Raw genomic sequence first — 25,701 nt, 5'->3', positions numbered from 1 at the left:
TGCAATTGCGGTCGGCACCTTGCGCTCCCCCCGTCCCACTCCGGTCAGCACCCAGCACCTTATCCACGTCATCGGAAGCAGAGAACACCGTACTTATTCCCCGGAGTCGAGGCCCTGAGGAGGAGTCAGACCAAAGACGGACAGGCTGGACGCCAGCGTAACGCCGCCATGGTGACGTGTGGGCAAAACGAGCCGGTAACGCTCCGGTAATTAGGTAGGTAAATGTGATCGGACAGGTCGGGGCGTGGGAACGGTGCCCGCCCGCGGGCGGTAATTCTCCGGAATCGGGCCCGCTCCGGGCAATCTTTGGGCCTGCCCCTGGGCCCACGGGCCTATGTCCGCCCCCGCACCGCGGCGCTACTGTCCGGGCGTCAGCCGGGGTACGCGAGGCTTTCTCAAGGGGGGCGGACCCATGCGCGAGGGGGACGGCGGCGGTGTGCCGCCGGGCAACGGCGGTCACGGGGGGCGCCCCGGACGGACGGGGGACGACCGGGGCGCCTCGGCCACGGAGTACGTCGGCGCGGTCATCGTCATGGCCGCGGTCGTCAGCTCGCTGATGGCCACTCATGTCGGGCAGGCGGTCGCGGACCGCTTCCGCACCGAGGTCTGCCGGGTGCTGGGCGCCGACTGCGGCTCCGGCAAGCCGGCCGACGGGGTCCCGCTCACCGACGCCGACTTCGAGCCGCCGCTCTGCCAGATCTCGTCGATCACCGACAAGGCGGGCGCCAAAGCGAAGATTCTCTTCTTCGAGATCGGCGACGAATACGGCTTCCAGGAGCAGCACTTCAAGGCGAAGACAGACGTCAACCACGACGGAAAGGTCGACGACCACGACGAGCCGGTCTATCTCACCTTCACGGACGCCGCTTCGGTGGCCGCCAAGAAGGACTGGAAACCAGGCGCCAAGGTGGGAAAATTCGGCACCGACAAGGTGGAGTTGGGCGCCGGCATCAAGGTGACCAATGGCGACACCTGGGTCTTCGAGAGCCCCGAGGAGGCGAAGAAGTTCCGCGACGACGTCGAGAAGCTCCAGATGTACCAGATGCGGCGCGAGTCCCCGGGCGGCGGGGACACCAGCCTCGGCGACGGCATCCTCTACCTCTTCGGCACCGGACCGCTGAAGGACGAGGAGGACACCGAGAAGCGGGTCAAGCAGGCACTGGGAGACAACCGCCAGATCACGTACGGCAAGGTCGGCCTGGACTTCTCCGCGGCGGGCGGCCTGCAGCTCTCCGCCGGCGACGAGAAGAAGCTGAGCGCGCAGCTCGGCGGCACCTTCAAGTTCTCGCCGGAGGCCACCTGGACCGACAACAAGTACGCGGGCACCAAGTCGTACACCTACTCGGCGTCGATCGACTACGGCACCAAGGTGGGCTACAACGCAGGACCGATCAGCGGCGACTTCTCCGCGAACACCACCCGGACCGGCACCATCACGGTCACCAGGGACAAGAAGACCGGCAAGCTGATCAGGATCGACATGACCCGCACGGTGGAGCAGGGCGGCCAGAAGGACGGCGCGTCCGCCGGCGGCGACAACGGCAGGAAGGGCAAGGAGAAGCGCGGCGGCAGCGGCAGCGTCAAGGGCGGCGACAACGAGACCGGCATCCAGGTGGTCACCGACTCCGTCAGCTTCGACCCGGGCCCCTCCGGCGACGCCGACCGCGCCATCGCCCAGAAGTGGCTGGACGGCTCCGGCGACAACGCCGCCCCCTTCACCTACATGTTCGGCGACCACGCCCCGACCGAGCGCCCCGGCGACGACGACCCCTTCGGGCAGCTCCTCTTCGACACGGGCAAGTCGAGCAGGACCGTCTACACCGGCGAGACCAGCGCGGCCGAGTACGGCTTCGAGCTGAACCTGGGGCTGAGCCTCGGCTTCTCGGTGAGCACGGAGAAGAAGGAGGAGATCCTGAACGACGCGCAGTTCCTCGGCGCGCCGCACGACGGACGGCGCGCCTACCTGCCCTACAGCTACTGTGCGCAATGACCCGGGACGATCCGACCGGTGCCGGGCCGGTGCCGAGGCGGCGGCCCGGAGCAGTCATCCAGCCACCGTCCCCCACCGCCGCCAGGGCGTGGGAGGTACCCCACGGGGGGACAGAAGCGAGGAGCCATGACGGGCACCCCCACGATGACCACCTCGACCACGACCATGGACACCGACGCTCCGGCCGCGTCCCGTGGGCGCCGGTACGACTCTCGTACGCGCCGGGCCGGCTCCCGTGCGCGCCGGGCCGGCTCCCGTAGGCGCCCGGGCGACTCCCGTACGCGCCGGGGCGCGCTCGCCGCCGCGCTGTGCGCCGCCGCGCTCGCCGTGAGCGGCTGCGGCACGCAGCAGGACGGCTCCGGCCCCGGCGCGGGAGGCTCGGTGCCGGACGGCTGGGGCACGCTCACCACCGGCAGCGTCAGCGTGTCGTACCCGAAGGGCCCGGACGGCTACACCGAGCAGAGCGCCGCCCGGCGCAGCCGGTACAACGCGGCCGCCGCGCAGCGCACCGAGCACGGCGTCACCGTCTCCCTGATCACCGTCCAGGTCGGCTTCACCCGGGCGGACACCGCGGAGGACGCGGCCATCGCCGCCGAGGCCGGCATCCAGCTCGGCTCGACGATCAAGGGCACCAGGAAGGTGAAGCTGGCCGGGACCGACGACGCCCGGCGCATCGACTTCGAGTTCGGCTCGACCGGCAGGGACCACACACCGCCCAAGGGCACCCGGATCCGGGGCGTGATCCTCACCGGCCTGGACTCGAAGGACAAGACGTTCGCCGTCCGCATCGACGCCCGGCGGGGCACCCTCGCGGACGCGGACCTGAAGCGGATCGTCGACTCGGTCGAGGTGCACTGACCATGCACGTTCCCGGCGGAGGACTGATCGTCTGCGGGCTGCTCACGGTGTTCTTCGGGGCGCTCACCGCGAAGTACGCCCGGCGGCTCGCGACGGTGGTGCGGACGCTGCGCGGCGGCACCCGCACCACCGGCTCCTGCATACGGGTCGAGACCGAGCCCTACAACCGCTCCGACGCCACCCGGCACTTCTTCGCCTTCCGCACCGCCGACGGCGAGCCGGTGGAGTTCGAGGACCTGGCCGGGTGGTCCATGGCGGAGGGCACGGCCGTCACCGTCGCCTACGACCCGCGCGACCCGGCCGGCACCGCCACCATCGCAGGACGCGGCACCTGGTCCCCGGTGCTGCAGTGCCTGGCGCTGGTGGGCGGCTGCGGCCTCGGCACCGCGGGGTTCGGCACGCTCTTCCTCGTCCAGGTCTTCGGAGGCACCTGATGGCACGCCCCCCGCAGCAGCCCGACTGGCACCACGACTGGTCACGCACCGGATCGCGCCCGGACTTCCGTACCGGCCTCCCGGGCGCGGCGGGGGCCGGACCGGGCGCGGGGGAGCGCGGCGCGGGGGCGTTCGCCTTCGCGCGGGCGTGGGCAGCGGGCATCGTCGTGCTGATCGTCACCGAGTACCTCCAGGTGACGCTGGTGTACGGGACGTTCGTGGGCCCCGGCGGGACCCGCTCGTTCGGGGCCGCCATGCTGCTGGTGCACCTGCCGAACCTGGTGTGCGTGGCGCTCGCCGCCTGGGCCGCGGCGCGGATGCACCCCGAGCCGTACTGCCTGCTGCCCGTCCGGCACGCGGTGGCGGCCTGGGCCGTGCCGGTGGGCGCCCAGGTCGTGGCGCTCTCCGTGCAGTGGCACCGGCCGGGCTTCGGCGCGCAGGGCCTGTGGCTGTCCAACGCGGCGCTGGCCGCGGGCTGCGCGGTCGGCTGGGCCGCCGACCGGTGGCAGCGGACGGAGTCATGACGCGGCCGCCGCCCGTGCGGCGGCGGCAGCCGTCGCGCTGCGGCGGCAGGTCGACACGCGGCAGCCGTCGTGAGGCGGCTGCGGACGTGAAGGGGCAGCCCACGGGCCGGCGCCGGCGGGAGCGCTCACATGGGTGGTCCCTCTTCCAGAGGTCTTGACAACTCTATTGGTCTGAACCAGCGTTGTACGCCGACGGTGGCCACCGTTCCGTACCCGCAGAGCCCCTGACGGGTGCCTCGCCGGCTCCTGCCGCGGGGCGCCCGAACGACCTTCCCCCCACCGGAGGCTGCTAGTGGACCGCGTACCGGACCCCATCGACACCAGCACCGCGCCCGGCAGACGCAGCAGGGCCTGGGCGGCCGTGGTCGCCGCCGCCGTCGCGGCTGCCGCGTTCACCCTCGCCGGCCCCACCACGGACCGCGCCGACGCGGCCGGCACCGACACCGTCCGCACGGCCGCCGGGGCCGCCGCCGACCTGCCCGAGCACGCCGTGACCGGCTACTGGCAGAACTTCGACAACGGCGCCACCGTGCAGAAGCTCTCCGACGTGTCCGACCAGTACGACATCATCGCCGTGGCCTTCGCGGACGCCACCTCGACGCCCGGCGCGGTCTCCTTCTCGCTGGACTCCGGTCTCGGCCAGGCTCTCGGCGGCTACACCGAGGACCAGTTCAAGGCCGACATCGCCGCCAAGCAGGCCGACGGCAAGAAGGTCATCATCTCGGTGGGCGGCGCGAACGGCACGGTCGCCGTGAACGACGACGCCTCCGCGCAGGCCTTCGCCGACTCCGTCCACTCCCTGATGGAGACGTACGGGTTCGACGGCGTCGACATCGACCTGGAGAACGGGCTCGACTCCACCTACATGTCGAAGGCCCTCCAGACGCTCGGCCAGGAGGCCGGCAGCGGCCTGATCGTGACGATGGCACCGCAGACCGTCGACATGCAGTCGCCCGACAACGAGTACTTCAAGACGGCGCTGAACATCAAGGACATCCTCACCGTCGTCAACATGCAGTACTACAACAGCGGCTCGATGCTGGGCTGCGACGGCCAGGTGTACAGCCAGGGCACGGTGGACTTCCTCACCTCGCTCGCCTGCATCCAACTGGAGAACGGCCTCGCCCCCTCCCAGGTCGGCCTGGGCGTGCCCGCGTCGGCCAGCGCGGCCGGCGGCGGCTACGTCGACCCGAGCGTCGTCGACAACGCCCTGGACTGCCTGACCCAGGGCACCGGATGCGGCTCCTTCAAGCCGGACAGGACCTACCCGGACCTGCGCGGCGCCATGACCTGGTCGACCAACTGGGACGCCGCCTCGGGCAACGCCTGGTCCGACGGCGTGGGCGCGCACGTGCACGCCCTCCCCTGACCCCCCACAAGCCACTTTCCAACCCCCCACGGTCCGCAGCGCCGCCGCTCTTCCGGCGGCGCTGCGGGCTGTCCGAGGCCGTTTCCGCCGGGGAGCGGCGGGGCGGCGGCTACCAGGGCAGGTCGCGGACCTGCTGAACGCAGAGCACCACGAACAGCAGGGCCGCGATGCCGAGCATCGCGTTGCTGAGGATGCCGTTGCGCCACTGCGCGGGCGTGCGGGAGGTGTTGAGCATCCAGATCAGCGTCAGCGCCAGGAACGGCATGAAGAACGCGCCGAGCACGCCGTAGACGACCACCAGGCCGAACGGCTGGTTCAGCCAGAGCAGGGCGATCGGCGGGAACGTCAGCCAGAGCAGGTAGGCACGGAACGGCAGGGTCCGCTCGCGGGCGCCGGCGGCGATCTCCTCCGCGCGGGACTCCCGGCCGCTGCGCAGCCGCTCGACGAAGTCCGCGAAGAGCAGCGAGACGCCGTGCCAGACGCCGACGAGCGCGGAGAACGAGGTGGCGCAGAAACCCACCAGGAACAGCTTGGCGGTGAACACGCCGAAGCGGTCCTCCAGGATCGACGAGAGGTCGACCAGGCCCTTGTCCCCGGAGGCAAGCGCGATGCCCGAGGCGTGCAGCAGCTCGGCGCCGATGATCAGCATCGCCACCACGAAGACGCCGGTGGTGAGGTAGGCGACGCGGTTGTCGAGCCGCATCACCTTCATCCACGAGGGGCCCGTCCAGCCCTTGGCGTTGACCCAGTAGCCGTACGCGGCCATCGTGATGGTGCCGCCGACGCCGCCGATGAGGCCGAGCGTGTAGAGGACCGAGCCGTCCGGGAGGACCGGCAGCAGCCCCGCGAACGCGGCGGGCAGGTCCGGTGCGACCCGGATCGCGACGTACACCACGATGAGGAACTTGATGCCGATCAGCACCGTCATCAGCTTCTCGAACCGGTGGTAGCGGTTGAACCACACGAGCACGAGACCGATGAGACCGGCCGTTATGGCGAACGTCTTCAGCCCGCCGGGCATGTCCGGGAAGAGCGCGGCCAGCGGCAGCGCGGTCGAGGACATCGCCGTGGCGCCGTAGACGAGTCCCCAGATGACGATGTAGATGCCGAAGTAGACGGAGGTCCAGTTGCCGAGCGAGCGCCAGCCGTCGAACATGGTGCGCCCGGTCGCCAGGTGCCAGCGGCCGGTGGCCTCGGCGAGCGAGATCTTCACCAGGCAGCCGATGATCGCCGCCCACATCAGGGTGTAGCCGAACTTGGAGCCGGCGATCAGCGTGGCGACGAGGTCGCCCGCGCCCACGCCGGTCGCGGCGACGACGATGCCCGGGCCGATGTACTTCCAGCTGGCCTTGCGCACGGCGGGCACCCCGGCCGCCTGTGCCGCGGTGCCCAGGTTGTCCGCGCCTGCGTTGTCCGTTGTCTCCGCCATGCGCTTCAAGTAAGCGAAAGTTCTGCGGGTGCACAAGGGGGCGTGCGGCCCCTTCCGGGGCGGCCTTCCGGGGCGGTGCCCCCGCCGGGGGCGCGAGCGACTGTGCGCACTCCCCTCCCCAACCGGCCGGTGGCCCGGAGACCCAGACCGCCCCTCCGGGCCGGTGACGGCCTGACGGATTCGTCGGAGCCGGCCGCACCCACGCGGCGGAACCGCATGTCGATAGAGTCCCGCACCCCTGAGGGGGCACCGTCAGCTACTGGCGGGGACCTCCGCCTCGGCCGAGTCCTCCTCGGACTCGGCCGCCGGCTCCGCCGGCACTTCCTCGTCCTCGTCGTCGAAGTACGCGTCCAGGACCTCGTCGAGCCGGGCCGTCCACGCCTTGAGCGTGGCCTTGTCGGGGGCCTGTGCCTCGGCGGGGTACCAGCGGCGGTCGGGGGTGTGCACGGTGACCGTGAGCCGGCGGCCGAAGCGGGAGGTCTCGTACTCGACCGCGCCGATCTCGTCCCAGGTCCACTCCGCCGCCTGGTCGTCCAGCGTGAACCGGACGCCCTCGGCGTCGACGGCGATCGAGCCCCGCCGGTCCTCGGCCTGGAACGACGGCTTGCCGTCGTCCTCGGCATCGCCGTCGGCGGCACCGGCAGCGGCGTCCGCTTCGGAGTCCGCCTCGGCGTCCGCGTCCTCCCCCGCCGCTGCGGGGCCGTCCTCCTCGGCCTCCGCCTCAGTCCCGGCCTCCGCCTCGGGCTCGCCCGAGCCTTCGACCTCGGCGTCCTTCTCGGGAGCCTCCTCCTTCCCCGCGGTCCCGGGACCGTCGGCGTCCGCGGTCGCCGCCGCGTCGTCCTGCTCCGCCTGTTCCGTGGCGGCGTCGTCCCGCTGGTCTCCGTGCTCGTCGCGGCCGGAGGACATGAGGCCGGAGATGAACGCAGGATCAGTCGAGGCGACCTGCACTGGCTGGATCTTCAGATCTTTGCGCTGCTCCACGGCGGGCAGTATGGACGACGAACCTGTGTTCGCGACAGCCGGGCCGGTCAGGCGCACGGCGCCACGGCGGGCGGCCGCGGCGGCCGTGCGCCCGGGCCAGGGGGCGGCCGTCGCCTACACGAAGAGGCTCACCACCGAGGCCATCGCGAAGCCGGCCACGGACAGCACGGACTCCAGGACCGTCCAGGTCTTCAGGGTGTCGCGCTCACTGATGCCGAAGTACTTGGCGACCATCCAGAACCCACCGTCGTTGACGTGCGAGGCGAAGATCGAACCCGCCGAGATGGCCATGATCACCAGCGCCACGAAGGCCTGCGAGTGCCCGCCGTGCTCCAGCAGCGGCCAGACGATGCCCGCGGTGGTGACGATGGCGACGGTCGCGGAGCCCTGCGCGACCCGCAGCACCAGGGAGATCAGGTACGCCAGCACGATCACCGGCAGGCCCACGTTGTGGAAGGTGTCGGAGAGCGCCTGGGCGACCCCGCTGCCCTTGAGGACGGCACCGAAGATCCCGCCCGCGCCGACCACCAGCAGGATGTTGCCGACCGGCTTGAGGGAAGCGGTCGAGACGGCCTCCAGCGACTTCCGCGACCAGCCGCGGCGCAGGCCGAGCAGCCAGTAGGCGAGGCCGAGCGCGATGCTCAGCGCGACGAAGGGATGGCCCAGGAACTCCACCACGGAGCGTCCCGTGGACGGATCGAAGACGATGGAGGAGAAGGTGGCCAGCAGGATCAGCACCAGAGGAGTGCCGATGATGGCGAGCACGGTGCCGAGCGGCACGGGCTTCTCCGGCGGGGTGACGCCCGCGGCCCGCTGCTCGGCGAGCAGCGCCTGTCTGGCCTCCTCCGCGGCCTCGGCCATGTCCTGCGGCACGGGCACGAAGAGCCGCCGCCCGATCCACGCGGACCACACCCACGCGGCGAGCACGGCGGGCAGCCCGCAGACGACGCCCATCACGATGATCCAGCCGAGGTCGACGTGGAGCAGCGCGGCGGCGGCGACCGGGCCGGGGTGGGGCGGCAGGAAGGCGTGCGTCATGGACAGGCCCGCCAGCATCGGCATGGCGTAGAGGATGATCGACTTGCCGGACCTCTTGGCGGCCGCGTAGACGAGTGGCGCGAGCACGAAGATGCCGACGTCGAAGAAGACCGGGATGCCGAATATGAGGCCGGTGAGGCCCATGGCGAGCGGGGCGCGCCGCTCCCCGAAGAGGCGTATCAGCCGCCCGGCGAGCACTTCGGCGCCGCCGGAGACCTCCAGGACCGCGCCGAGCATGGTGCCGAGGCCGATGATGATCGCGATATGGCCGAGGGTGCCGCCCATGCCGGACTCGATCAGCGAGACCGCGTCCGATTTCTGTACGGTGCCGAACAACTCGGTGACGGACAGCCCGGCCGCGAGGCCGACGGCTATGGAGACCGCGAGCAGCGCCACGAACGGCTGCAGCCTGACCTTGATGATCAGGAAGAGCAGCAGCAGGATGCCGAGCGCGGCGATGGTCAGCAGACCTGGCGTGCCGTCGATCAGGAGCAGCAGGCCGCCCGTGTGGGGCGGGGTCTGCGGCGCCGCGCCGGCGGCCAGCGCATGGGGGGATGCCCCGGCGGCGGCCAGGGCATGGGGGAACGGGGGCATGGGGGACCTCGTAATTCCATATGACTTTCGCGAACAGGGCAGGGTGCAGCGCGGCGCGGCACCGTGGTCGGCGCCGCGCCGTGCGTGTTCGTAGTGGTGTCGCCGTGCGTGTTCGTGGTGGTGTCGCCGTGGGTGTCCGTGCTGGTGTCAGGGCCGGATCGAGCCAGGTGGCCGGGCGGCCGCCCCCGCCGCGGCCGGCCCCGTCGCGGCCGCCCTCGCCGCCGCCGGCCTGTGGGCCGCCCCCGCCGCCGGCCTGTGGGCCGCCCCCGCCGCCGCCGGCCTGTGGTCCGGGACGGCCGGCCGCGCCCGCTCAGCCCAGCACGGCGAGCGCGTCGATCTCGACGAGCAGGCCCTTGGGCAGCCCGACGTAGACGGTGGTGCGGGCGGCGGGCGGCTCCTTGAGGTCCTGCTCCTCGAAGTAGCCGTTGTAGATGGCGTTGAACTCCGCGAAGTGGTCGACGTCCGTGAGGTAGACGCGGATCATCATCACGTCGTCCCAGGTCGCGCCGCCCTCTTCGAGGATCGCCTTGACGTTGGCGAGGGTCTGGAGGGTCTGCTCGCGCAGGGTGGGCCCGGCCGGGGTGGGCGGCTGGCCCTCGACGGCGGGCAGGAAGCCGACCTGGCCGGCGACCTGGAGGATGTTGCCCTTCCTGACGCCGTGGGAGAACTTCGCGGGCGGGGTGGTGTGGGTCGCGGGGGTGAGGGCGGTCTTCTCGGTCATGGGCGGTCCTTGGTGGGGTGTACGTGCGATGGTGCGGGGGAAGCCGCCGCGGGAGACGCGGCGGGTGGTACGGAAGGGGCCACCGCGGGGGACGCGGCGAGTGGTGGCGCGGAGGGTGCCGCGGGCGGCGCCGCGAGTGGTGCCGGGGAAGCCGCCGTGGACGGCGCCGCGGCGAAGGCCCGGGTCGGAGTCGGCCCCGCGCCGGGGTGGCCCGAGTACTCCCGGCTGATGGCGTCCGCGGTGCGGCGTACCAGCGGCAGCAGGGTGAGCAGTTCCTCCGCCGTCACCACCACGTTCGGTGCGGACACCGACATGGCGGCCACGGCCCTGCCGTCGGCGCCGGTGATCGGCGCGCCGATGCAGTTGATGGACTCCTCGTGGCCGCCGAGGTCGGTGGCCCAGCCCTGTTCGCGCACGGCCGCCAGCTCCTTGAGGAAGGCGGTGGCGTTCGGCGTCGAACGGGGCGTGTACATGGGGTAGTCGAGGCGGTGCGCGAACGCCCGGCGCTCGGCCTCGGGCAGGTCGGCCAGCAGCAGCTTGGCGACCGCGGCGACGGTGATGGCGACCGGCTTGCCGATCCGCGAGTACATCCGGACCGGGTAGCGGCTCTCCACCTTGTCGATGTACAGCACCTCGTCCTCCTCGTGGACGGCGAGGTGCACGGTGTGCCCGCACCGCTCGTTGAGTTCGACGAGGTGGGGGTGGGCGATCTCGCGGACGTCCAGGCTCTCCACGGCCTGCTGGGCGAGCGCGAAGAGCCGGGCGCCGAGGCGGTAGCGCTGGTCGGACTGGCGGTAGACGAGGCCGTGGTCGTGCAGGGTGCGCAGCAGGCGCAGGGCGGTGGACTTGTGCACGCCGAGGCGTTCGGCGACCCTGCCGAGGTCGGCGGGGCCCTCCGCGAGCAGCGGCAGGATGCTCAGCGCACGGTCGACGGTCTGGCTCATGGTGAACGCACCTCCTCGTCGGTCCCGCTCCCCCGCCCCGGGGAGCCGGCCCGGGGCGCGTCGGTCGCGTCCGTCCGGCCGGCGCCGGTCATGTCCGTCCAGCCGGGGCCGAGTCGAAGTGTCCCCCATGCGGTGTCGTCCAGGGCGGCCAGCCGGTCGGCGCGGGCGAGCCAGGGGGAGGACGGGGGTGTGGCGGGCGGAGAGGCGTTCGGGCCCCCGGCGGACGGGCCCTCGGTGGGCAGGGCTCCGGTGGGCAGGGCTCCGGTGGGCAGGGCTCCGGTGGGCGCGTCCCCGGTGGGCGGCGTGCCGAGGTCACCCAGGTCGCCGGGGACGGTGAGGGCGGCGGCGGCCATCAGGTGGCCGTGCCGGACCCGGTCCCGTACCGGCAGTCCGCGCAGCGTGCCGGAGAGGAACCCGGCGGCGAAGGCGTCGCCCGCGCCGACCGGGGCGACCACGTCGACGTGCAGGGCGGGGACGAAGGTGACGGTGTCGGGGCCCGCGGCCCTGTCCGGCCCGGACGCCGTCCCGTCCGTCGCCTCCTCGCCCGCCTTGTCGACCGGCCCGTCCGCCGTCCCGACCGCCTCTTCCACCGGTTTGTCCGCCGCCTCGCCGGCTGTCTCCTCGGCCGGTTCCTCCCGGTGGAAGACGGTGACGCCGGTCGCGCCCTGCTTGACAACGAGGAGCCGGGGCTCGGGCAGCAGGGCCCGGACGGCGGCGGGCCCGCCGGTGACGCCCCAGGCGGCCTCGGCCTCGTCCTCGCCGACGAAGACGAGGTCGCAGCGGCGGGCGAGGCCCAGCAGGGTGGCGCCCGGCCGGTCGGCGGGGCGCCAGAGGCCGACGCGGTAGTTGACGTCGAAGGAGAGCAGCGGGCGGTGCGCGGACGGCCGGTCGTGAGCGCCCGCTCCGGCTCGGGCCCCTGTCCCGGCCCCGGTCGGTGGGCCGGTGTCCGAGCCGTCCGGCGCGCCGGCGTGCGCCGCCTCCAGGGCCGGGCGGGTGGTGAGGTCGTCCAGGAGGGCGCGGCAGTCCGCGGAGAGGGCGGCGGTGATGCCGGTCAGGTGCAGGATCCGTCCGGACCGCAGGACGTCGCCCGGCATGTTCGCCGGGGACATGGCGGAGGCGGCGGAACCGGCCCGGTAGTAGACGACCTCGGAGAGCGGGGCGGCGGCCGGTGCCTGCGGGGCGGTGACGGAGGCGGAGTCCGGGGCGGCGGGCACCGCGCCGGCCGTGGGTGCGGCGACCGCGTCCGGCGCCGCTTCGGTATCCGGAGTACCCGAGGGAGCCGGCGCAGCCGAGGGAGCCGGCGCATCCGGAGCGTTCGCGCTGGTACGGGAGACCGCGCGTTCCCCCGCCGTGCGGAAGTAGACGCCGGTCGGCCGGTGCGGGTCGCGCTGCACGTCGGAGGTGTCGACGCCGTACGAGGCGATCCGCTCCACCAGGTGCTCCCCGAAGCCGTCCGCGCCGACCCGGCTCACCCACTTCGCGGTGTGCCCGGCGCCGGCGAGACCGCACGCGACGTTCGACTCGGCGCCGCCGATGGCCCGTTCGAAGGACGGCACGTCGGCGAGCCGCCCGGGCCTGCCGGGCAGGAAGGTGACCATGGACTCGCCGAGCGCGACCAGGTCGATGCGGGCGGCGGGCACGGCGCGGGACGGCGGGGGCGGGGGCGCCGGCGCCGGGCGCGCGGCACCGGTGCGGCGAACGCCGGGCGGGCCCGCGCCGGGCGGGCCGGTGTCCGGCGGAACGGCGCCGCCGCGCTCGTCCGTCGCGCGTTCGGGGTCCCCGGCTCCGGAGGCGGTCACGATCGTCGGCTCCTCGCTCGTCTCGCTCGTCCAGGCCGCCGGGGGTGGGTCGTACGGCTCCGTTGACCCGGCGTGGCTGGGATGTTAGACAGCAGTGAGCGGCATACGCAATGACTGTTGCAGAATGTGCAACGAAGCAGGAGGGCTCCATGGCGTCCGACCACGTGACCGGTGACTCTGCTCCCTCCTCCGGGGGCCCCGCCGCCCCCGACCGTGGTGAGCGCGGCGACCCCGCGGGGCGCCGGGCGGCCGATCCGGCCGTGCGGAGGGTCGTCGAGGCCGCCGGGCGCCTGGCGGACGAGCGCATCGACCACCGCTTCCGCGGCCTGCCGCCGGACGCCGAGGGCCTGACCGTCGGCGAACTCGCGGCCCAGCGCAGGAACCTCTTCACGGACGGCTTCACCACCCCGGTCCTGACGCTCTCCGCCCGGCGCCTCGCCCACAACCTCTCCCTGCTGGAGAGCTACGCCGACCGGCACGGCCTGTCCTTCGCGCCGCACGGCAAGACGTCCATGGCGCCACAGCTCTTCGCGCGCCAGCTCCAGCACGGCGCCTGGGGCATCACGCTCGCGGTGCCGCACCAGGTGCGGGTGGCGCGCGCCTTCGGCGTCCCGCGCGTCTTCCTCGCCAACGAGCTGGTGGACGCGCCCGCGCTGACCTGGATCGCCGGGCAGCTCGCCGCCGACCCCGGCTTCCGGTTCGTCTGCTACGTCGACTCGGTGCGCGGCGTGGAGCTGATGGACGGGATCCTGCGCGCCGCCCCGGTGCCGGCGGGCGGCACGGCGCGGCCGGTGGATGTCGTGGTCGAGCTGGCCGCGGGCGAGGGCGCCCGCACCGGTGTCCGCACCGAGGCGGAGTGCCGGGCCGTCGCGGACGCGGTGACCGCGGCCGGCACGCTGCGGCTGGTGGGCGTGGCCGGGTACGAGGGCGAGGTGCCGGACGCCACCGTCGAGCGGGTGCACGGCTGGCTGCGCCGGCTGACGGCGCTGCTCGTCGAGTTCGACAAGGCGGGCCGGTTCGACGGCGCGGGGCTGGACGAGATCGTGCTGAGCGCGGGCGGCAGCGCGTGGTTCGACGCCGTCGCGGACGTCTTCGCCGAACTGCCCGAACTCTCCCTGCCGGTGCGGAAGCTGCTGCGCTCCGGCGCGTACGTGTCGCACGACGACGGGCACTACCGGCATGTCACGCCCTTCAACCGGGTGCCGGGGGAAGGGGCGCTGCACCCCGCGTTCCGGCTGTGGGCGCAGGTGGTCTCGCGGCCCTCGGCCGAGCAGGCGTTCCTGAACGCAGGGAAGCGGGACGCGGCGTACGACCTCGACCTGCCCGAGGCGCAGGCCATCCGGGAGGCCGGTGCGGGTGGCCTCGTCGGCGGCGGTGGGGGCGAGGTGGAGCGGCCCGCGGCCGGGATCGAGGTCGTGAAGCTCTCGGACCAGCACACGTGGGTGCGGACCGGGCCCGAGGCGCGGCTGCGGGTCGGGGACTGGGTGGGGCTCGGGTTGTCGCACCCGTGTACGTCGTTCGACAAGTGGTCGCTGATCCCGGTCACCGAGCCGGACGGCGCGGTCACGGACTACGTCCGCACGTTCTTCTAGCGAGCCCGGCCCACCACCCGCCGGTGGCCGGGACACGACGGAAACCGCCCCCCTGGGACGGTGACGGTCCGACGGTTCCGCCGGAGCTGGTCGCTCCCCCCACCGCCGTGGAGGCGTGGGAGGCTGCCCCCGGTTCCCCGCGCCCCTCCATGGCGCGCCGTACCGAAGTGGCGAAAGGCACATCATGGATCTGGTCATCCAGGACACCCTGGTCGTCGACGGCACGGGACGGCCTCCGTACCGTGCCGACGTCGCTCTGGAAGGCGGGCGGATCGCCCGGATCCGCAGGGCGGGAGAACCCACGCTCTCCGGCCGCCGGACGCTGGACGCGCACGGCCTCGCCCTCTCCCCCGGCTTCATCGACATGCACGCCCACAGCGACCTCGCCCTGCTCCGCGACCCGGACCACAGCGCCAAGGCCGCCCAGGGCGTCACCCTCGAAGTCATCGGCCAGGACGGCCTGTCGTACGCGCCCGTCGACGACCGCACCCTCGCCGAGGTCGGCCAGGCCATCGCGGGCTGGAACGGCGACATCCTCGACGATCGGGGCGCCCCGGCCATCACGCCCACCTGGCGCTCGGTCGGCGAGTACCTGGACCGCCTGGACCACGGCTTCGGCGGCGCCGGCATCGCCGTCAACGCCGCCTACCTGATCCCGCAGGGCACCGTCCGGATGCTCGCCGTCGGCTGGGACGACCGCGACGCCACCGCCGCCGAGCTGGACCGCATGCGGAAGCTGGTCGCCGCGGGCATGCGCGAGGGCGCGGTCGGCATGTCCTCCGGCCTCACCTACACCCCCGGCATGTACGCCCGGAACGCCGAACTCACCGCCCTCTGCCGGGTCGTGGCCGAGCACGGCGGCTACTACTGCCCGCACCACCGCTCGTACGGCGCGGGCGCCCTGGAGGCATACGAGGAGATGGTGGCCCTCGCCCGCGCGGCGAACTGCCCCCTGCACCTGGCGCACGCCACCATGAACTTCCAGGTGAACGAGGGCCGTGCCCCGGACCTGATCGCGCTGCTCGACCGCGCGCTGGCCGCCGGCGCCGACATCACCCTGGACACCTATCCGTACACGCCGGGGTCCACCACCCTGGTGTCGATGCTGCCGAGCTGGGCGGCGGTCGGCGGGCCCGAGGCGATCCTGGCGCGGCTGCGGGACGACCCGACCGCCGAACGCATCCGCCACGACCTGGAGGTGACCGGTTCGGACGGCTGCCACGGGGTGCCGATCGACTGGGACACCATCGAGATCTCCGGCGTCCGCGACCCCGCCCTGGCCGGCCATGTGGGCCGCACCGTACGGGCGACCGCGGCCGAGCGCGGCGAGCGGCCCTGGACGACCGCCCGCCGCCTGCTGCTGGCCGACCGGCTGGGACCGACGATCCTGCAGCACGTCGGGCACGAGGAGAACGTCCGCCGGATCATGCGGCACCGGGTGCACACCGGCGGCTCGGACGGCATCCTGCAGGGCGACAAGCCGCACCCGCGCGCGTACGGCACGTTCCCCCGCTACCTCGGTCACTATGTGCGCGAGCTGGGCCTGCTCTCCCTGGAGGAGTGCGTCGCCCATCTCACCGGGCGGGCCGCCGCGCGGCTGCGGCTGCCCGACCGCGGCCTGGTGCGCGAGGGTTACCGCGCCGACCTGGTGCTCTTCGACCCGCAGACGGTCGCCGCGGGCTCGACGTTCGACTCCCCCCGCACCCTGCCGACCGGCATCCCCCATGTACTCATCGACGGCCGCTTCGTCATCGAGGACGGTCGGCGCACGGATGTGCTGGCGGGGCGCACGGTGCGCGGCGCGGGCGCCTCACGCTCCTGACCGGGCACCGGCACGTAACACCCGTGTTAGGCGCCGTCCGCCATGCTGCCCGTATCCGAACCACAGAGAGGATGCGCCATGAACAAGCGGACTCTGGCCCTGGCCGGAGCCACCGTGCTGTGTGCCGGCGGAGTGGCGTTCGCCGCGACGGCGAGCGCTTCGACCAGTGGCACGAGCCCGGCTCCGTCCCAGGCCCGGTCACAGGACTCGCAGGGCTCCCCCACGGCGCCGGACGCCCCGAAGGTGCCGCGTGTGCTGCACAGCGAGTCGGTGACGCAGGACCCGAAGACCGGCAAGCTGACCACGCGCGACGTCCAGAGCGGCAAGGTGACGTCCGTCTCGGGCGGCAGCCTCACGGTGCAGAGCTCCGACGGCACCAAGTGGACGTGGACCGTGTCGAAGGACACCAGGTTCGCCACGGAGAAGTCCGACGACGCCTCGGCCAAGGACGTCAGGACCGGCGACTCGGTCACCGTCACCGGCACCCGCGACGGCGACGTGCGCACGGCCGGGACGGTCAGCGACCCACCGCGCGCCTTCGCCAAGGACGTCCGCAAGAAGCTGCGGGACCGGCTGGGCAAGGACTTCGACCCCAAGGAACTGAAGGAGTTGCGCAAGCAGTTCCGCAAGCACTTCGGCGAGCTGCCGCACGCTGCGCAGAAGGACGCAGCGCAGTCCAGCGTCTGACGCGCCCTGCCCGGGCGCAGCCCCGCCCAGCCCCGCGCCCCTGCGTGGGCCGGGGCGCGGCCCGGTCCTGGAGGTGCGCCTCCCGTGACCTCACGGCAGTGGGGGACGGATGACGGGAAGGCGCACCGCGACGTCGAGTCCGCCGTCCGGGCGAGCCCGGGCGGTGCATGTGCCGCCGTGCGCCGCGGCGATGGCGGCCACGATCGACAGGCCGAGGCCTGCTCCAGCGGGCGGCGCGGCGGTCGCGGCGCCCCGGGCTAGCGCCGCGCGGGCCCCCACCGGGGCGGCCGCGCCGGCGTCCGTCCGCACCGTCCCGGGCGGCACCCCGTCCACCTCCGCAGGACCGGGTGCCGCCCGCTCCCCCGGCCGGTCCGCCGTACACTCCCCCGGCCGGTCCGCCGCCCGCTCGCCCTGCCGCGCCGCACGGCCGGCGGTGACGCGGTCCGGGGTCATCCGGCGGAACGGCTGGAAGAGTTCCGCGACCTTCTCCTGCGGGAGCGCACGGCCGGTGTTGGCCACCTGGAGGGTGACGTGCCGGCCGTCGGTGTGGGTCGTCACGCCGAGCCAGCCGCCGTGCACGTTGTGCCGGGTGGCGTTCTGCACCAGGTTGACGGCGAGCCGTTCGACCAGGACGGGGTCGCCGAGCAGCGCCGCGGGCGCGAGGCGGCGCTCCACGCGCAGCTCCCGCGCGTCGGCCTCGGCCTCGACGCCGGCCAGCGCGGTCTCGGCCGCCACCGCCAGGTCGACGCTCTCACAGCGGTCCACGCCGCTCTGGCTGCGGGCCAGCGTCAGCAGGCTCTCGATCACGTGCTCGTGCCGCTCGGTCGCGGCGCGCAGCCGCAGCGCCATGGTGCGCAGCGACTCCTCGGTGGGGTTCGCGAGGGCGACGTCGATGGCGGCGCGCTGCACCGTCAGCGGGGTGCGCAGCTCGTGGGAGGCGTTCGCGGCGAACCTCCGCTGGGCCTCGAAGGCCGCGGACAGCCGTGCCAGCATCCCGTCGAAGGTGTCCGCGAGGTCCTTCAGCTCGCCGCCGGGACCCGGCAGGTTGATCCGCTCGTCGAGGTTGTGGGTGGAGAGGCGGCGGGCGGTGGCCGTGATCTCCCGGAGCGGGCCGAGCGCCCGGCCGGCCAGCACCCAGCCGAGGACCACGGCAACCAGGGTCATGAAGGCCAGCGCGACGGCGGACTGCGTCATGAGCTGGTGCAGGGCGTTGGCACGCTCGTCCGCCGCCGCCTGGCGGATGGCGCGCAGCGTCGCGCCGCGGCCGACGCCGGTTCCGGTGCCGGCGCCCGTACCGAGCGAACGCCACAGCTCGGGCGCCAGGGCGCGGAGTTCACCGGCGCGGGGCAGGCGGGTGGCGCGGGCGCCGATCTGCCGGGCGACGAGGCCGTAGGTGATGGCCAGCAGCGCCGTGCCGGCGATCAGGAACAGGCCGCCGTAGACGGCGGTCAGGCGGAGCCGGAGTGAGCCGGGAAGGCCGGCCCGGCCGAAGAGGCTCGGTCGGCCCCTCCGTGCCACCGGGCCCGCCGGGGGCGCCGGGGGCGCCGGGGGCGCCCCGCCCGGGCCGGGCGACTGGCCCGTTCCGGGCGGCTGCCCGGTCCCGGCCGCGTGGCCCGCGTCGGACGGCCCGTTCGGCGCGGGCACCTGGCCCGACGCGGGCGGCCGGCCCGACGTGGGCGGCCGGGCCCACGGGGGCGCTTGGCCCGGCGTGGGCGATCGGGTCACCGCAGGCGGTAGCCCGCGCCCGTGACCGTCTCGATCAGCTCCGGGGTGCCCAGCTTGCGGCGGAGCCGCGAGAGGGTGGTGCGGACCGTGTTCGTGAAGGGGTCGGCGTGCGCGTCCCATACCTTCTCCAGCAACTCCTCACTGGTGACGACGGCGCCGCGCGCCCCGAGCAGCACCTGGAGCATGCCGAACTCCTTGCCGGTGAGCGCCAGGGGCCGGCCGGCCCGGGTGGCGGTGCGGCGTGCGGTGTCCAGGGTGACGTCGGCGTGGGTGAGCACCGGGGGGAGCGCCGGGTGCGCCCGTCGCCCCAGCGCCTGGATGCGCGCGACCAGTTCCGCGAAGGCGAAGGGCTTCGGCAGGTAGTCGTCCGCGCCCAGGTTCAGCCCGGCGACCCGGTCGTCGATGGTCGCCGCGGCGGTGAGCATCAGCACCTTGGCGTGTCCGTCGCCCGCGACCACCGCGCGGCAGACGTCGTCGCCGTGCACCTCCGGCAGGTCGCGGTCCAGGACGACGACGTCGTAGCGGTTGACGGCGGCCTGCTCCAGGGCTTCCGCACCGTCGAGCGCGGTGTCCACGGCGAAGCCCTGGTCGCGCAGTCCCTGCGCCACGATGTCCAGCAGTTCGAGGCTGTCCTCGACGACCAGTACACGCACGTGTGCCGCCCCTCCGTCTTCTCCGGCACGAGCCTGCCACCTCCGCCATAACGACGGCGTAACACGTCCCTTTTCGCGCGTCCCGCGCCTGGGTCGAGAGGGGGACGGCGGGTGGACGGTTGCCCGCACCCCCGCGTGGGCCGGGCCGCAGCCCCGCCGTGCAGGGGCGCGGGGAACGGCGCGACCGGCCACGACGAAACCGGCACCTCGCCACCGCCCCACAGGGGCACTCCCCGCCGCCCCCGGACCACCAGGCCATGGATGGTCGCTCGCGCAGTTCCCCGCGCCCCCGCAGGGCGCAGCCCGCACAAAGACGCACCCGTGCAGGGGGCCGCGGCGCAGACCCCGCAGGGCTAGCGGACGCCGTGCGGGCGGAACTGGATGCTGATCCGGGGCCCGGCCGCCCGCGCGCTCTTGGGCACCGCGTGCTCCCACGTCCGCTGACAGGACCCGCCCATCACGATCAGGTCCCCGTGGCCGAGCGGCCGCCGGATCGAGGGTCCGCCGCCGCGCGGACGCAGCAACAGGTCGCGAGGGGTGCCCACGGAGAGGATGGCCACCATCGTGTCCTCGTGGGAACCCCGTCCGATCCGGTCCCCGTGCCACGCGACGCTGTCGCGCCCGTCGCGGTACAGGCACAGACCGGCGGTCGCGAAACCCTCCCCCAGCTCCGCGGCGTAGTGCCGGCTGAGCGCGGCCCGCGCCTCGTCGAGCACCGGATGCGGCAGCGGCTCGTCCTCGTCGTAGAAGGCGAGCAGCCGCGGCACGGCGACGGTGTTGTCGTACATCCGCCGGCGCTCCGCCCGCCAGGGCACCTCCTCGGCGAGCCGCTCGAAGAGCGCGTCGGCCCCGCTGAGCCAGCCCGGCAGCAGGTCGATCCAGGCCCCGGCGCCGAGCACGGTCCTGCGCGCAGCGCCGAGCTGACCGAGCGCGATGTCGTCGGCCTGGTCGAACAGCGACCCCTGGAGCCCGAGCCGGTCCGCGGGGCCCTCGGGCCGCGGGGGCTCCGTGGGCGGTCCCTGACCCTCGTGTACGGCGGACATGCAAACAAGCGTACGACGACACCCGAACAATTGATCTATTACCGGGCCCCATTCGCCGCATTTCGCCCCGCTACCTCGCGTGGCCCAAAACACGGAGCGGTCTCCGTTACGCGCCCGTAAAGTTGCCGTATGCAGGTGATCCAGTCGACGAAGCTCGCGAACGTCTGTTACGAGATCCGGGGCCCGGTACTCGAGGAGGCGATGCGTCTCGAAGCCGCGGGTCACCGCATCCTCAAGCTGAACACCGGCAATCCCGCGGCGTTCGGCTTCGAGTGCCCTCCGGAGATCCTGGAGGACATCCTGCGCAATCTGGGCGACGCGCACGGCTACGGCGACGCGAAGGGCCTGTTGGCCGCCCGCCGCGCGGTGGTCATGCACCACCAGACGCTCGGCGTCGAGACGGACGTGGAGCATGTCTTCATCGGCAACGGCGTCTCCGAGCTGATCGTGATGGCCATGCAGGGCCTGCTCGACGACGGCGACGAAGTCCTGGTCCCGGCCCCCGACTACCCACTCTGGACGGCCGCGGTCTCCCTCTCCGGCGGCACCGCCGTGCACTACCGCTGCGACGAGCAGTCGGACTGGATGCCCGACCTCGCCGACGTCGAGCGCAAGGTCACCGACCGCACCAAGGCCCTGGTGATCATCAATCCGAACAACCCGACGGGCGCCGTCTACGGCGCGGACGTGCTCCGCGGCCTCACGGACATCGCCCGCCGCCACAACCTCCTCGTCTGCTCCGACGAGATCTACGACAAGATCCTCTACGACGACGCCACCCACATCCCCACCGCGGCCGTCGCCCCCGACCTGCTCACCCTCACGTTCAACGGCATGTCGAAGGCGTACCGCGTCGCGGGCTACCGGGTCGGCTGGCTGGCGCTCTCCGGGCCGCGGGCGCACGCGGACTCCTACATCGAGGGGCTGACGATCCTCGCCAACATGCGACTGTGCGCCAACATGCCCGGCCAGCACGGCGTGGTCGCGGCGCTCAGCGGCCGGCAGACGATCAAGGAGCTGGTGCTGCCCGGCGGCCGCCTGCGGGAGCAGCGCGACACGGCGTACCGGCTGCTCACCCAGATCCCGGGTGTGACCTGCGTCAAGCCCAAGGGCGCGCTCTATCTCTTCCCGCGCCTCGACCCCAAGGTCTTCAAGATCAAGGATGACCGGCAGATGGTGCTCGACCTGCTCCGCAAGGAGAAGATCATGGTCGTGCAGGGCACCGGCTTCAACTGGCCGGAGCCCGACCACTTCCGCGTCGTGACCCTGCCGACGACCGCGGACCTCACCGACGCGGTGACCCGGATCGGGTCGTTCCTCGACGGGTACAGCCAGCCCTAGGACGATCCCGGCGCCCTACAGGGACGCCGGGATCCTGTGCTCGCCGGCCGCCGCGGCCGCGTGAACGTCCATGCACTCCGCCGAGAGGATCGCCGCGGCCGTGTCGGCGCGGGACGCAGCGACCACCAGGGCACGGCCGGCCAGCGCATGCGCCCGCCGGTGCAACGCGGCCACCTGCTCACCGTCCACCGGGCCCGACCCCGGGGACACGGCGGCCCTGACCGGTGCCGCACCGCCCCGCAGCCGCCCGATCTGCGCGGTCAGCCGCTCGGCGGCGGCGTCGAGCCCGGCGTCGGGCGTACGCGAGCGCAGCTCGTCCGTGACGGCGAGCAGCGCCGCCAGGTGCCCCGCGAGCTGGATGTCCAGCTCCTCCTCGCGGGTGCGGTGGGGGAAGTCGGCAGGGGCACCGGCGATCGAGTGGACCGACTTGGAGCGGATCGGTTCGTACATGGGGATGCCTCCTGTGCCGTGACAGGAAGCCATCTTACCTTGGATTTCGTCTAAAGTTGAGTCTGGTCCCGGGCACCGCCCGCGTGCCCGCCGGCACGCCTGGGGGCCCGGGACCGGGGCGGTTCAGCCCAGCCGGCGGACCAGCGCCTCGTACTCCTCCCACAGCTCCCTGGGCGTGTGCTCGCCGAAGGTCTCCAGGTGGGCGGGGACGAGGGCGGCCTCCTGACGCCAGGCCTGAGGGTCGACGCCGAGGAGCAGCTCCAGGTCCTGCTCGGAGAGGGCGAGGCCCGTCGTGTCCAGGGCGTCGCGTGTCGGTACGGTGCCGATGGGCGTGCGGACGCCGTCGGCGTGGCCGTCGAGCCGCTCCACGATCCACTTCAGCACCCGGCTGTTCTCGCCGAAGCCCGGCCAGACGAAGCGGCCCTCGGCGTCCTTGCGGAACCAGTTGACGTAGTAGATCCGCGGCAGCTTGGACTCGTCGCCCTCCCGCTCGACGGACGCGCGGCCGACGTCGATCCAGTGGGCCATGTAGTCGCCCATGTTGTAGCCGCAGAACGGCAGCATCGCGAAGGGGTCCCTGCGCAGCTCGCCGACGGTGCCCTCGGCGGCGGCCGTCTTCTCGGAGGCGACGTTCGCACCGAGGAACACGCCGTGGTTCCAGCCGAACGACTCGGTGACCAGCGGCACCGTGGAGGCCCTGCGGCCGCCGAAGAGGATCGCCGAGATCGGCACGCCCTTCGGGTCCTGCCACTCGGGGGCGATGATCGGGCACTGCGCGGCGGGCACGGTGAAGCGGGCGTTCGGGTGGGCGGCCGGGGTGCCGGACTCGGGAGTCCAGTCGTTGCCCTTCCAGTCCGTGAGGTGCGCCGGGGGCTTCTCGGTCATCCCCTCCCACCAGACGTCGCCGTCGTCGGTGAGGGCCACGTTGGTGAAGACCGCGTTGCCCCAGAGCGTCTTCATCGCGTTGGCGTTGGTCTCCTCCCCGGTGCCGGGCGCGACGCCGAAGAAGCCCGCCTCCGGGTTGATCGCGTAGAGGCGTCCGTCCGCGCCGAACCGCATCCAGGCGATGTCGTCGCCGATGGTCTCGACCCTCCAGCCGGGCACGGTCGGCTCCAGCATCGCCAGGTTGGTCTTGCCGCAGGCGGACGGGAACGCCGCGGCGACGTACTTCGCCGCTCCGCTCGGCGGCGTCAGCTTGAGGATCAGCATGTGCTCGGCGAGCCAGCCCTCGTCGCGGGCCATCACGGAGGCGATGCGCAGGGCGTAGCACTTCTTGCCGAGCAGGGCGTTCCCGCCGTAGCCGGAGCCGTACGACCAGATCTCGCGGTCCTCCGGGAAGTGCGAGATGTACTTGGTGGTGTTGCAGGGCCACGGGACGTCGTCCTCGCCCGGCGCGAGCGGCGCGCCCAGGGTGTGCACGGCCTTCACGAACGCGCCGTCGGCACCCAGCTCGTCCAGCACGGCCCTGCCCATCCGGGTCATGGTGCGCATGGAGACGGCGACGTACGCGGAGTCGGTGATCTCCACGCCCATCGCGGAGAGCGGGGAGCCCAGGGGGCCCATGCAGAAGGGGACGACGTACATCGTCCGGCCGCGCATGGCGCCGCGGAAGATGCCGCCCTCCCGTCGCCCGCCCGCCGGGGAGGAGTCTTCGGCTCCTCCCCCCGCACGACCCTCCGTGCCCTGGAAGATGGCCCGCATCTCGGCGGGGTCCATCCAGTGGTTGGTCGGTCCCGCGTCCTCCTCGCGGGCGGAGCAGATGAAGGTGCGGTCCTCGACCCGGGCGACGTCACCCGGGTCGGAGGCCGCGTGGTACGAGTGCGGGCGCTTGACCGGGTCGAGCCGTGTGAAGGTGCCCCGGGCCACCAGTTCCTCGCAGAGCCGCTCGTACTCGGCCTCGGAGCCGTCGCACCAGACCACCCGGTCGGGCTGGGTGAGCCCGGCGATCTCGTCCACCCAGGCGATCAGCTCCCGGTGGGCGGTCGGGGGCGTGGAGGGGGATGCGGAGGCGGGGGTGCGTGGGGCGTCGGGAGTACGCGGACCCGGCCCGGAAAGGACAGCATCGTGCGCCACGATTGCTCCTAAGTGAGGGTTTTTGTGTTGTGGCCCACTGGGGGCCAGCGGCCCGGACGCATGCGGCGCCGCGTCGGGGAGGACACATGTCGAGCATGCACCCGCGGACGCCATCGCTCATCCGGAGCCGACCGCACTCATATGATCATCCGCCGGCCATGCCCATCTGTCCAGACCTCCGCTCATGTGGGCACTCTCACGCTTCTGGGGTCACCGCGGCACCTTCCACCCCGCGGGCCGCGCTCCCGCGAGGGGGGCCGGCCCCGGAAAGGGCGGCTTCCCGCGCCGGGCCCGCCCCGGGAAGGGGCGCGGGGAACCGCGCGGGCACCCCACCACCGACGGGGTCCGGCTGCGACGGAAATCGCCCCTTCGGGGCGTCCCCCACCGCCTGAAGGGCGTGGGAGGTCCCCCGGGATCCGACGGTCTCGTGGTGGCTTGTCGCGCAGGTCCCCGCGCCACTTCCCGGGCCGCCCTCACAGAACGCGCCCCCGCGGGGGCGCCCCCACGGGGGTGTACCCGCGGAGGTGTACCCGCGGAGGTGTACCCGCGGAGGTGTACCCGCGGAGGTGTACCCGCGGGGGTGTACCCGCGGGTGAACGCGCCCCGCAGGGGCACACCCGCCCGCGGGGTGGAAGGCCGGTCTGTCCCCCCGGCGACTGACAGGTCACTTACGGCCACCTCGCTACCATGCCGCCCATGACCGCGCCCGTCCCCGACACCCCCGTCGAGCCCCCGACCGCCGGCACCGCCGACTCCCCGGCGGCCCCGGCATCGCTGCCGCAGCAGATGGCCCACCTCCCCCAGCACGTCAAGCCCCGGCTGCGCGGCTGGCTGCACGCCGGGATGTTCCCGGCCGTGCTGATCTCCGGCCTGATGCTGACCGCCCTCGCGGACTCCCCCCGCGGCCGCCTGGCCTGCGGCATCTACACCCTGACGGCCTGTCTGCTGTTCGGCGTCAGCGCGCTCTACCACCGCGGCGACTGGGGCCCGCGCGCCGGCCGCGTGCTGCGCAGGCTCGACCACGCCAACATCTTCCTGATCATCGCGGGCACCTACACCCCGCTCACGCTCCTCCTGCTGCCCGGCGCCAAGGGCCGGTGGCTGCTCTGGGGGATATGGGCGGCGGCCGCCGCGGGCATCGTCTTCCGCGTGATCTGGGTCGGCGCCCCGCGCTGGCTCTACACGCCCTGCTACATCGCCATGGGCTGGGCGGCCGTCTTCTTCCTGCCGGACTTCCTGCGCGCGGGCGGGATCGCGGTACTGGTCTGCGTGATCGTGGGCGGCGTGCTCTACAGCGCCGGCGGAGTGGTCTACGGCATCAAGCGCCCGAACCCGTCACCCCGCTGGTTCGGCTTCCACGAGGTCTTCCACTCGTTCACGCTCGCCGCGTTCGCGGTCCACTACGTGGGCATCTCCCTGGTGGCGTACCAGCACACCTGAGAACCCCCCGCCCCGCTCCCGGGCCGCGGTCGCCACGACCGCGGCCCGTCTCATGTCCGGTGGCGGCGGTCCGCCCGGCCGCCCGGCATCGACGGCCCCGTCCGGGCGCGTGCAGGGGCCGACGGACGTGGAGCGCCGCGGCCGCCCGGCGCGGGCGCGGGCATGGCCCCGCCCCAGGCGCATGGCCGACAATG

At 73.3% G+C, this 25,701-nt stretch carries 21 protein-coding genes; 10 read left to right on the top strand and 11 right to left on the bottom strand.

What is annotated here, in order from left to right:
* Positions 1–412: 412 nt before the first annotated feature.
* The 5 genes from ACSMXW_RS23300 (at position 413) to ACSMXW_RS23280 (ending at position 5,175) form a co-directional block, all read left to right on the top strand.
* On the top strand, positions 413–1,990 hold the full coding sequence (locus tag ACSMXW_RS23300; protein ID WP_485799054.1) for a hypothetical protein: 1,578 nt from the start codon (positions 413–415) through the stop codon (positions 1,988–1,990).
* 126 nt (positions 1,991–2,116) lie between these two features.
* On the top strand, positions 2,117–2,848 hold the full coding sequence (locus ACSMXW_RS23295; RefSeq protein ID WP_485799052.1) for a hypothetical protein: 732 nt from the start codon (positions 2,117–2,119) through the stop codon (positions 2,846–2,848).
* 2 nt (positions 2,849–2,850) lie between these two features.
* Positions 2,851–3,282 carry a DUF3592 domain-containing protein gene (locus ACSMXW_RS23290; protein WP_485799050.1) on the top strand — a complete coding sequence of 144 codons (432 nt, stop codon included), beginning with the start codon at positions 2,851–2,853 and terminating at the stop codon, positions 3,280–3,282.
* The gene (locus ACSMXW_RS23285) at positions 3,282–3,806 is read left to right on the top strand and encodes a hypothetical protein (protein ID WP_485799049.1); all 525 of its coding nucleotides are present in this window, start codon (positions 3,282–3,284) and stop codon (positions 3,804–3,806) included. Before ACSMXW_RS23290 ends, ACSMXW_RS23285 begins: the two co-directional genes overlap by 1 nt.
* 361 nt (positions 3,807–4,167) lie before the next feature.
* Positions 4,168–5,175, top strand: a complete 1,008-nt coding sequence (locus tag ACSMXW_RS23280; RefSeq protein WP_485808240.1) for a chitinase — start codon at positions 4,168–4,170, stop codon at positions 5,173–5,175.
* Positions 5,176–5,284: 109 nt separating this feature from the next.
* Here ACSMXW_RS23280 and ACSMXW_RS23275 read toward each other — a convergent pair whose 3' ends face one another.
* The 6 genes from ACSMXW_RS23275 to ACSMXW_RS23250 form a co-directional block, all read right to left on the bottom strand.
* On the bottom strand, positions 5,285–6,604 hold the full coding sequence (locus ACSMXW_RS23275; protein WP_485799047.1) for an Nramp family divalent metal transporter: 1,320 nt from the start codon (positions 6,602–6,604) through the stop codon (positions 5,285–5,287).
* Between the two features lie 252 nt (positions 6,605–6,856).
* A complete protein-coding gene (locus tag ACSMXW_RS23270; protein WP_485799045.1) occupies positions 6,857–7,585 on the bottom strand; it encodes a hypothetical protein in 729 nt (242 codons plus the stop codon).
* 114 nt (positions 7,586–7,699) lie between these two features.
* Complete coding sequence (locus ACSMXW_RS23265; protein ID WP_485799043.1) at positions 7,700–9,217, bottom strand: GntP family permease; 1,518 nt, start codon at positions 9,215–9,217, stop codon at positions 7,700–7,702.
* A 310-nt stretch (positions 9,218–9,527) separates the two neighbouring features.
* Positions 9,528–9,938: a RidA family protein gene (locus tag ACSMXW_RS23260; RefSeq protein WP_485799041.1), complete on the bottom strand. Its 411-nt coding sequence runs from the start codon at positions 9,936–9,938 to the stop codon at positions 9,528–9,530.
* A complete protein-coding gene (locus tag ACSMXW_RS23255; protein ID WP_485799039.1) occupies positions 9,935–10,882 on the bottom strand; it encodes an IclR family transcriptional regulator in 948 nt (315 codons plus the stop codon). The genes ACSMXW_RS23260 and ACSMXW_RS23255 overlap by 4 nt, the downstream gene beginning before the upstream one ends.
* Complete coding sequence (locus tag ACSMXW_RS23250; protein WP_485808239.1) at positions 10,879–12,480, bottom strand: sugar kinase; 1,602 nt, start codon at positions 12,478–12,480, stop codon at positions 10,879–10,881. The genes ACSMXW_RS23255 and ACSMXW_RS23250 overlap by 4 nt, the downstream gene beginning before the upstream one ends.
* Positions 12,481–12,830: 350 nt before the next feature.
* On the opposite strand from ACSMXW_RS23250, the gene ACSMXW_RS23245 reads away from it, so the two are divergent.
* From ACSMXW_RS23245 to ACSMXW_RS23235, 3 genes are all read left to right on the top strand, one after another.
* Positions 12,831–14,273, top strand: coding sequence for a type III PLP-dependent enzyme domain-containing protein (locus tag ACSMXW_RS23245; RefSeq protein WP_485799037.1), 1,443 nt, complete (start codon positions 12,831–12,833; stop codon positions 14,271–14,273).
* Between the two features lie 184 nt (positions 14,274–14,457).
* Positions 14,458–16,095 carry an N-acyl-D-amino-acid deacylase family protein gene (locus tag ACSMXW_RS23240; protein ID WP_485799035.1) on the top strand — a complete coding sequence of 546 codons (1,638 nt, stop codon included), beginning with the start codon at positions 14,458–14,460 and terminating at the stop codon, positions 16,093–16,095.
* A 78-nt stretch (positions 16,096–16,173) separates the two neighbouring features.
* Positions 16,174–16,782, top strand: a complete 609-nt coding sequence (locus tag ACSMXW_RS23235) for a hypothetical protein (RefSeq protein ID WP_485799033.1) — start codon at positions 16,174–16,176, stop codon at positions 16,780–16,782.
* Between the two features lie 90 nt (positions 16,783–16,872).
* Here the strand turns inward: ACSMXW_RS23235 and ACSMXW_RS23230 are convergent, their stop codons facing one another.
* From ACSMXW_RS23230 to ACSMXW_RS23220, 3 genes are all read right to left on the bottom strand, one after another.
* The gene (locus ACSMXW_RS23230) at positions 16,873–18,300 is read right to left on the bottom strand and encodes a sensor histidine kinase (protein ID WP_485799031.1); all 1,428 of its coding nucleotides are present in this window, start codon (positions 18,298–18,300) and stop codon (positions 16,873–16,875) included.
* 203 nt (positions 18,301–18,503) lie between these two features.
* Positions 18,504–19,160 (bottom strand): response regulator transcription factor, encoded by a 657-nt coding sequence (locus ACSMXW_RS23225; protein ID WP_485799029.1) that lies wholly within the window; start codon positions 19,158–19,160, stop codon positions 18,504–18,506.
* Positions 19,161–19,513: 353 nt separating this feature from the next.
* Positions 19,514–20,203, bottom strand: coding sequence for an alpha-ketoglutarate-dependent dioxygenase AlkB (locus tag ACSMXW_RS23220; protein WP_485799027.1), 690 nt, complete (start codon positions 20,201–20,203; stop codon positions 19,514–19,516).
* A gap of 129 nt (positions 20,204–20,332) precedes the next feature.
* Here ACSMXW_RS23220 and ACSMXW_RS23215 point away from each other — a divergent pair, with 129 nt between their 5' ends.
* A complete protein-coding gene (locus tag ACSMXW_RS23215; protein ID WP_485799025.1) occupies positions 20,333–21,544 on the top strand; it encodes a pyridoxal phosphate-dependent aminotransferase in 1,212 nt (403 codons plus the stop codon).
* Positions 21,545–21,559: 15 nt separating this feature from the next.
* Here the strand turns inward: ACSMXW_RS23215 and ACSMXW_RS23210 are convergent, their stop codons facing one another.
* Both ACSMXW_RS23210 and ACSMXW_RS23205 read right to left on the bottom strand, forming a co-directional pair.
* On the bottom strand, positions 21,560–21,994 hold the full coding sequence (locus ACSMXW_RS23210) for an SCO4983 family protein (protein WP_485799023.1): 435 nt from the start codon (positions 21,992–21,994) through the stop codon (positions 21,560–21,562).
* 123 nt (positions 21,995–22,117) lie between these two features.
* Entirely contained in the window at positions 22,118–24,067 is a 1,950-nt protein-coding gene (locus ACSMXW_RS23205; protein ID WP_485799021.1) for a phosphoenolpyruvate carboxykinase (GTP), read from the bottom strand.
* 696 nt (positions 24,068–24,763) lie between these two features.
* Here ACSMXW_RS23205 and trhA point away from each other — a divergent pair.
* Positions 24,764–25,507, top strand: a complete 744-nt coding sequence (gene trhA / locus ACSMXW_RS23200) for a PAQR family membrane homeostasis protein TrhA (protein ID WP_485799019.1) — start codon at positions 24,764–24,766, stop codon at positions 25,505–25,507.
* Positions 25,508–25,701: the final 194 nt, after the last annotated feature.

The sequence above is a fragment of the Streptomyces sp. DSM 116793 genome, assembly GCF_057320905.1.
Note: the sequence above shows the minus strand (reverse complement) of the source record. Positions and strands in the feature narration are given on the sequence as shown.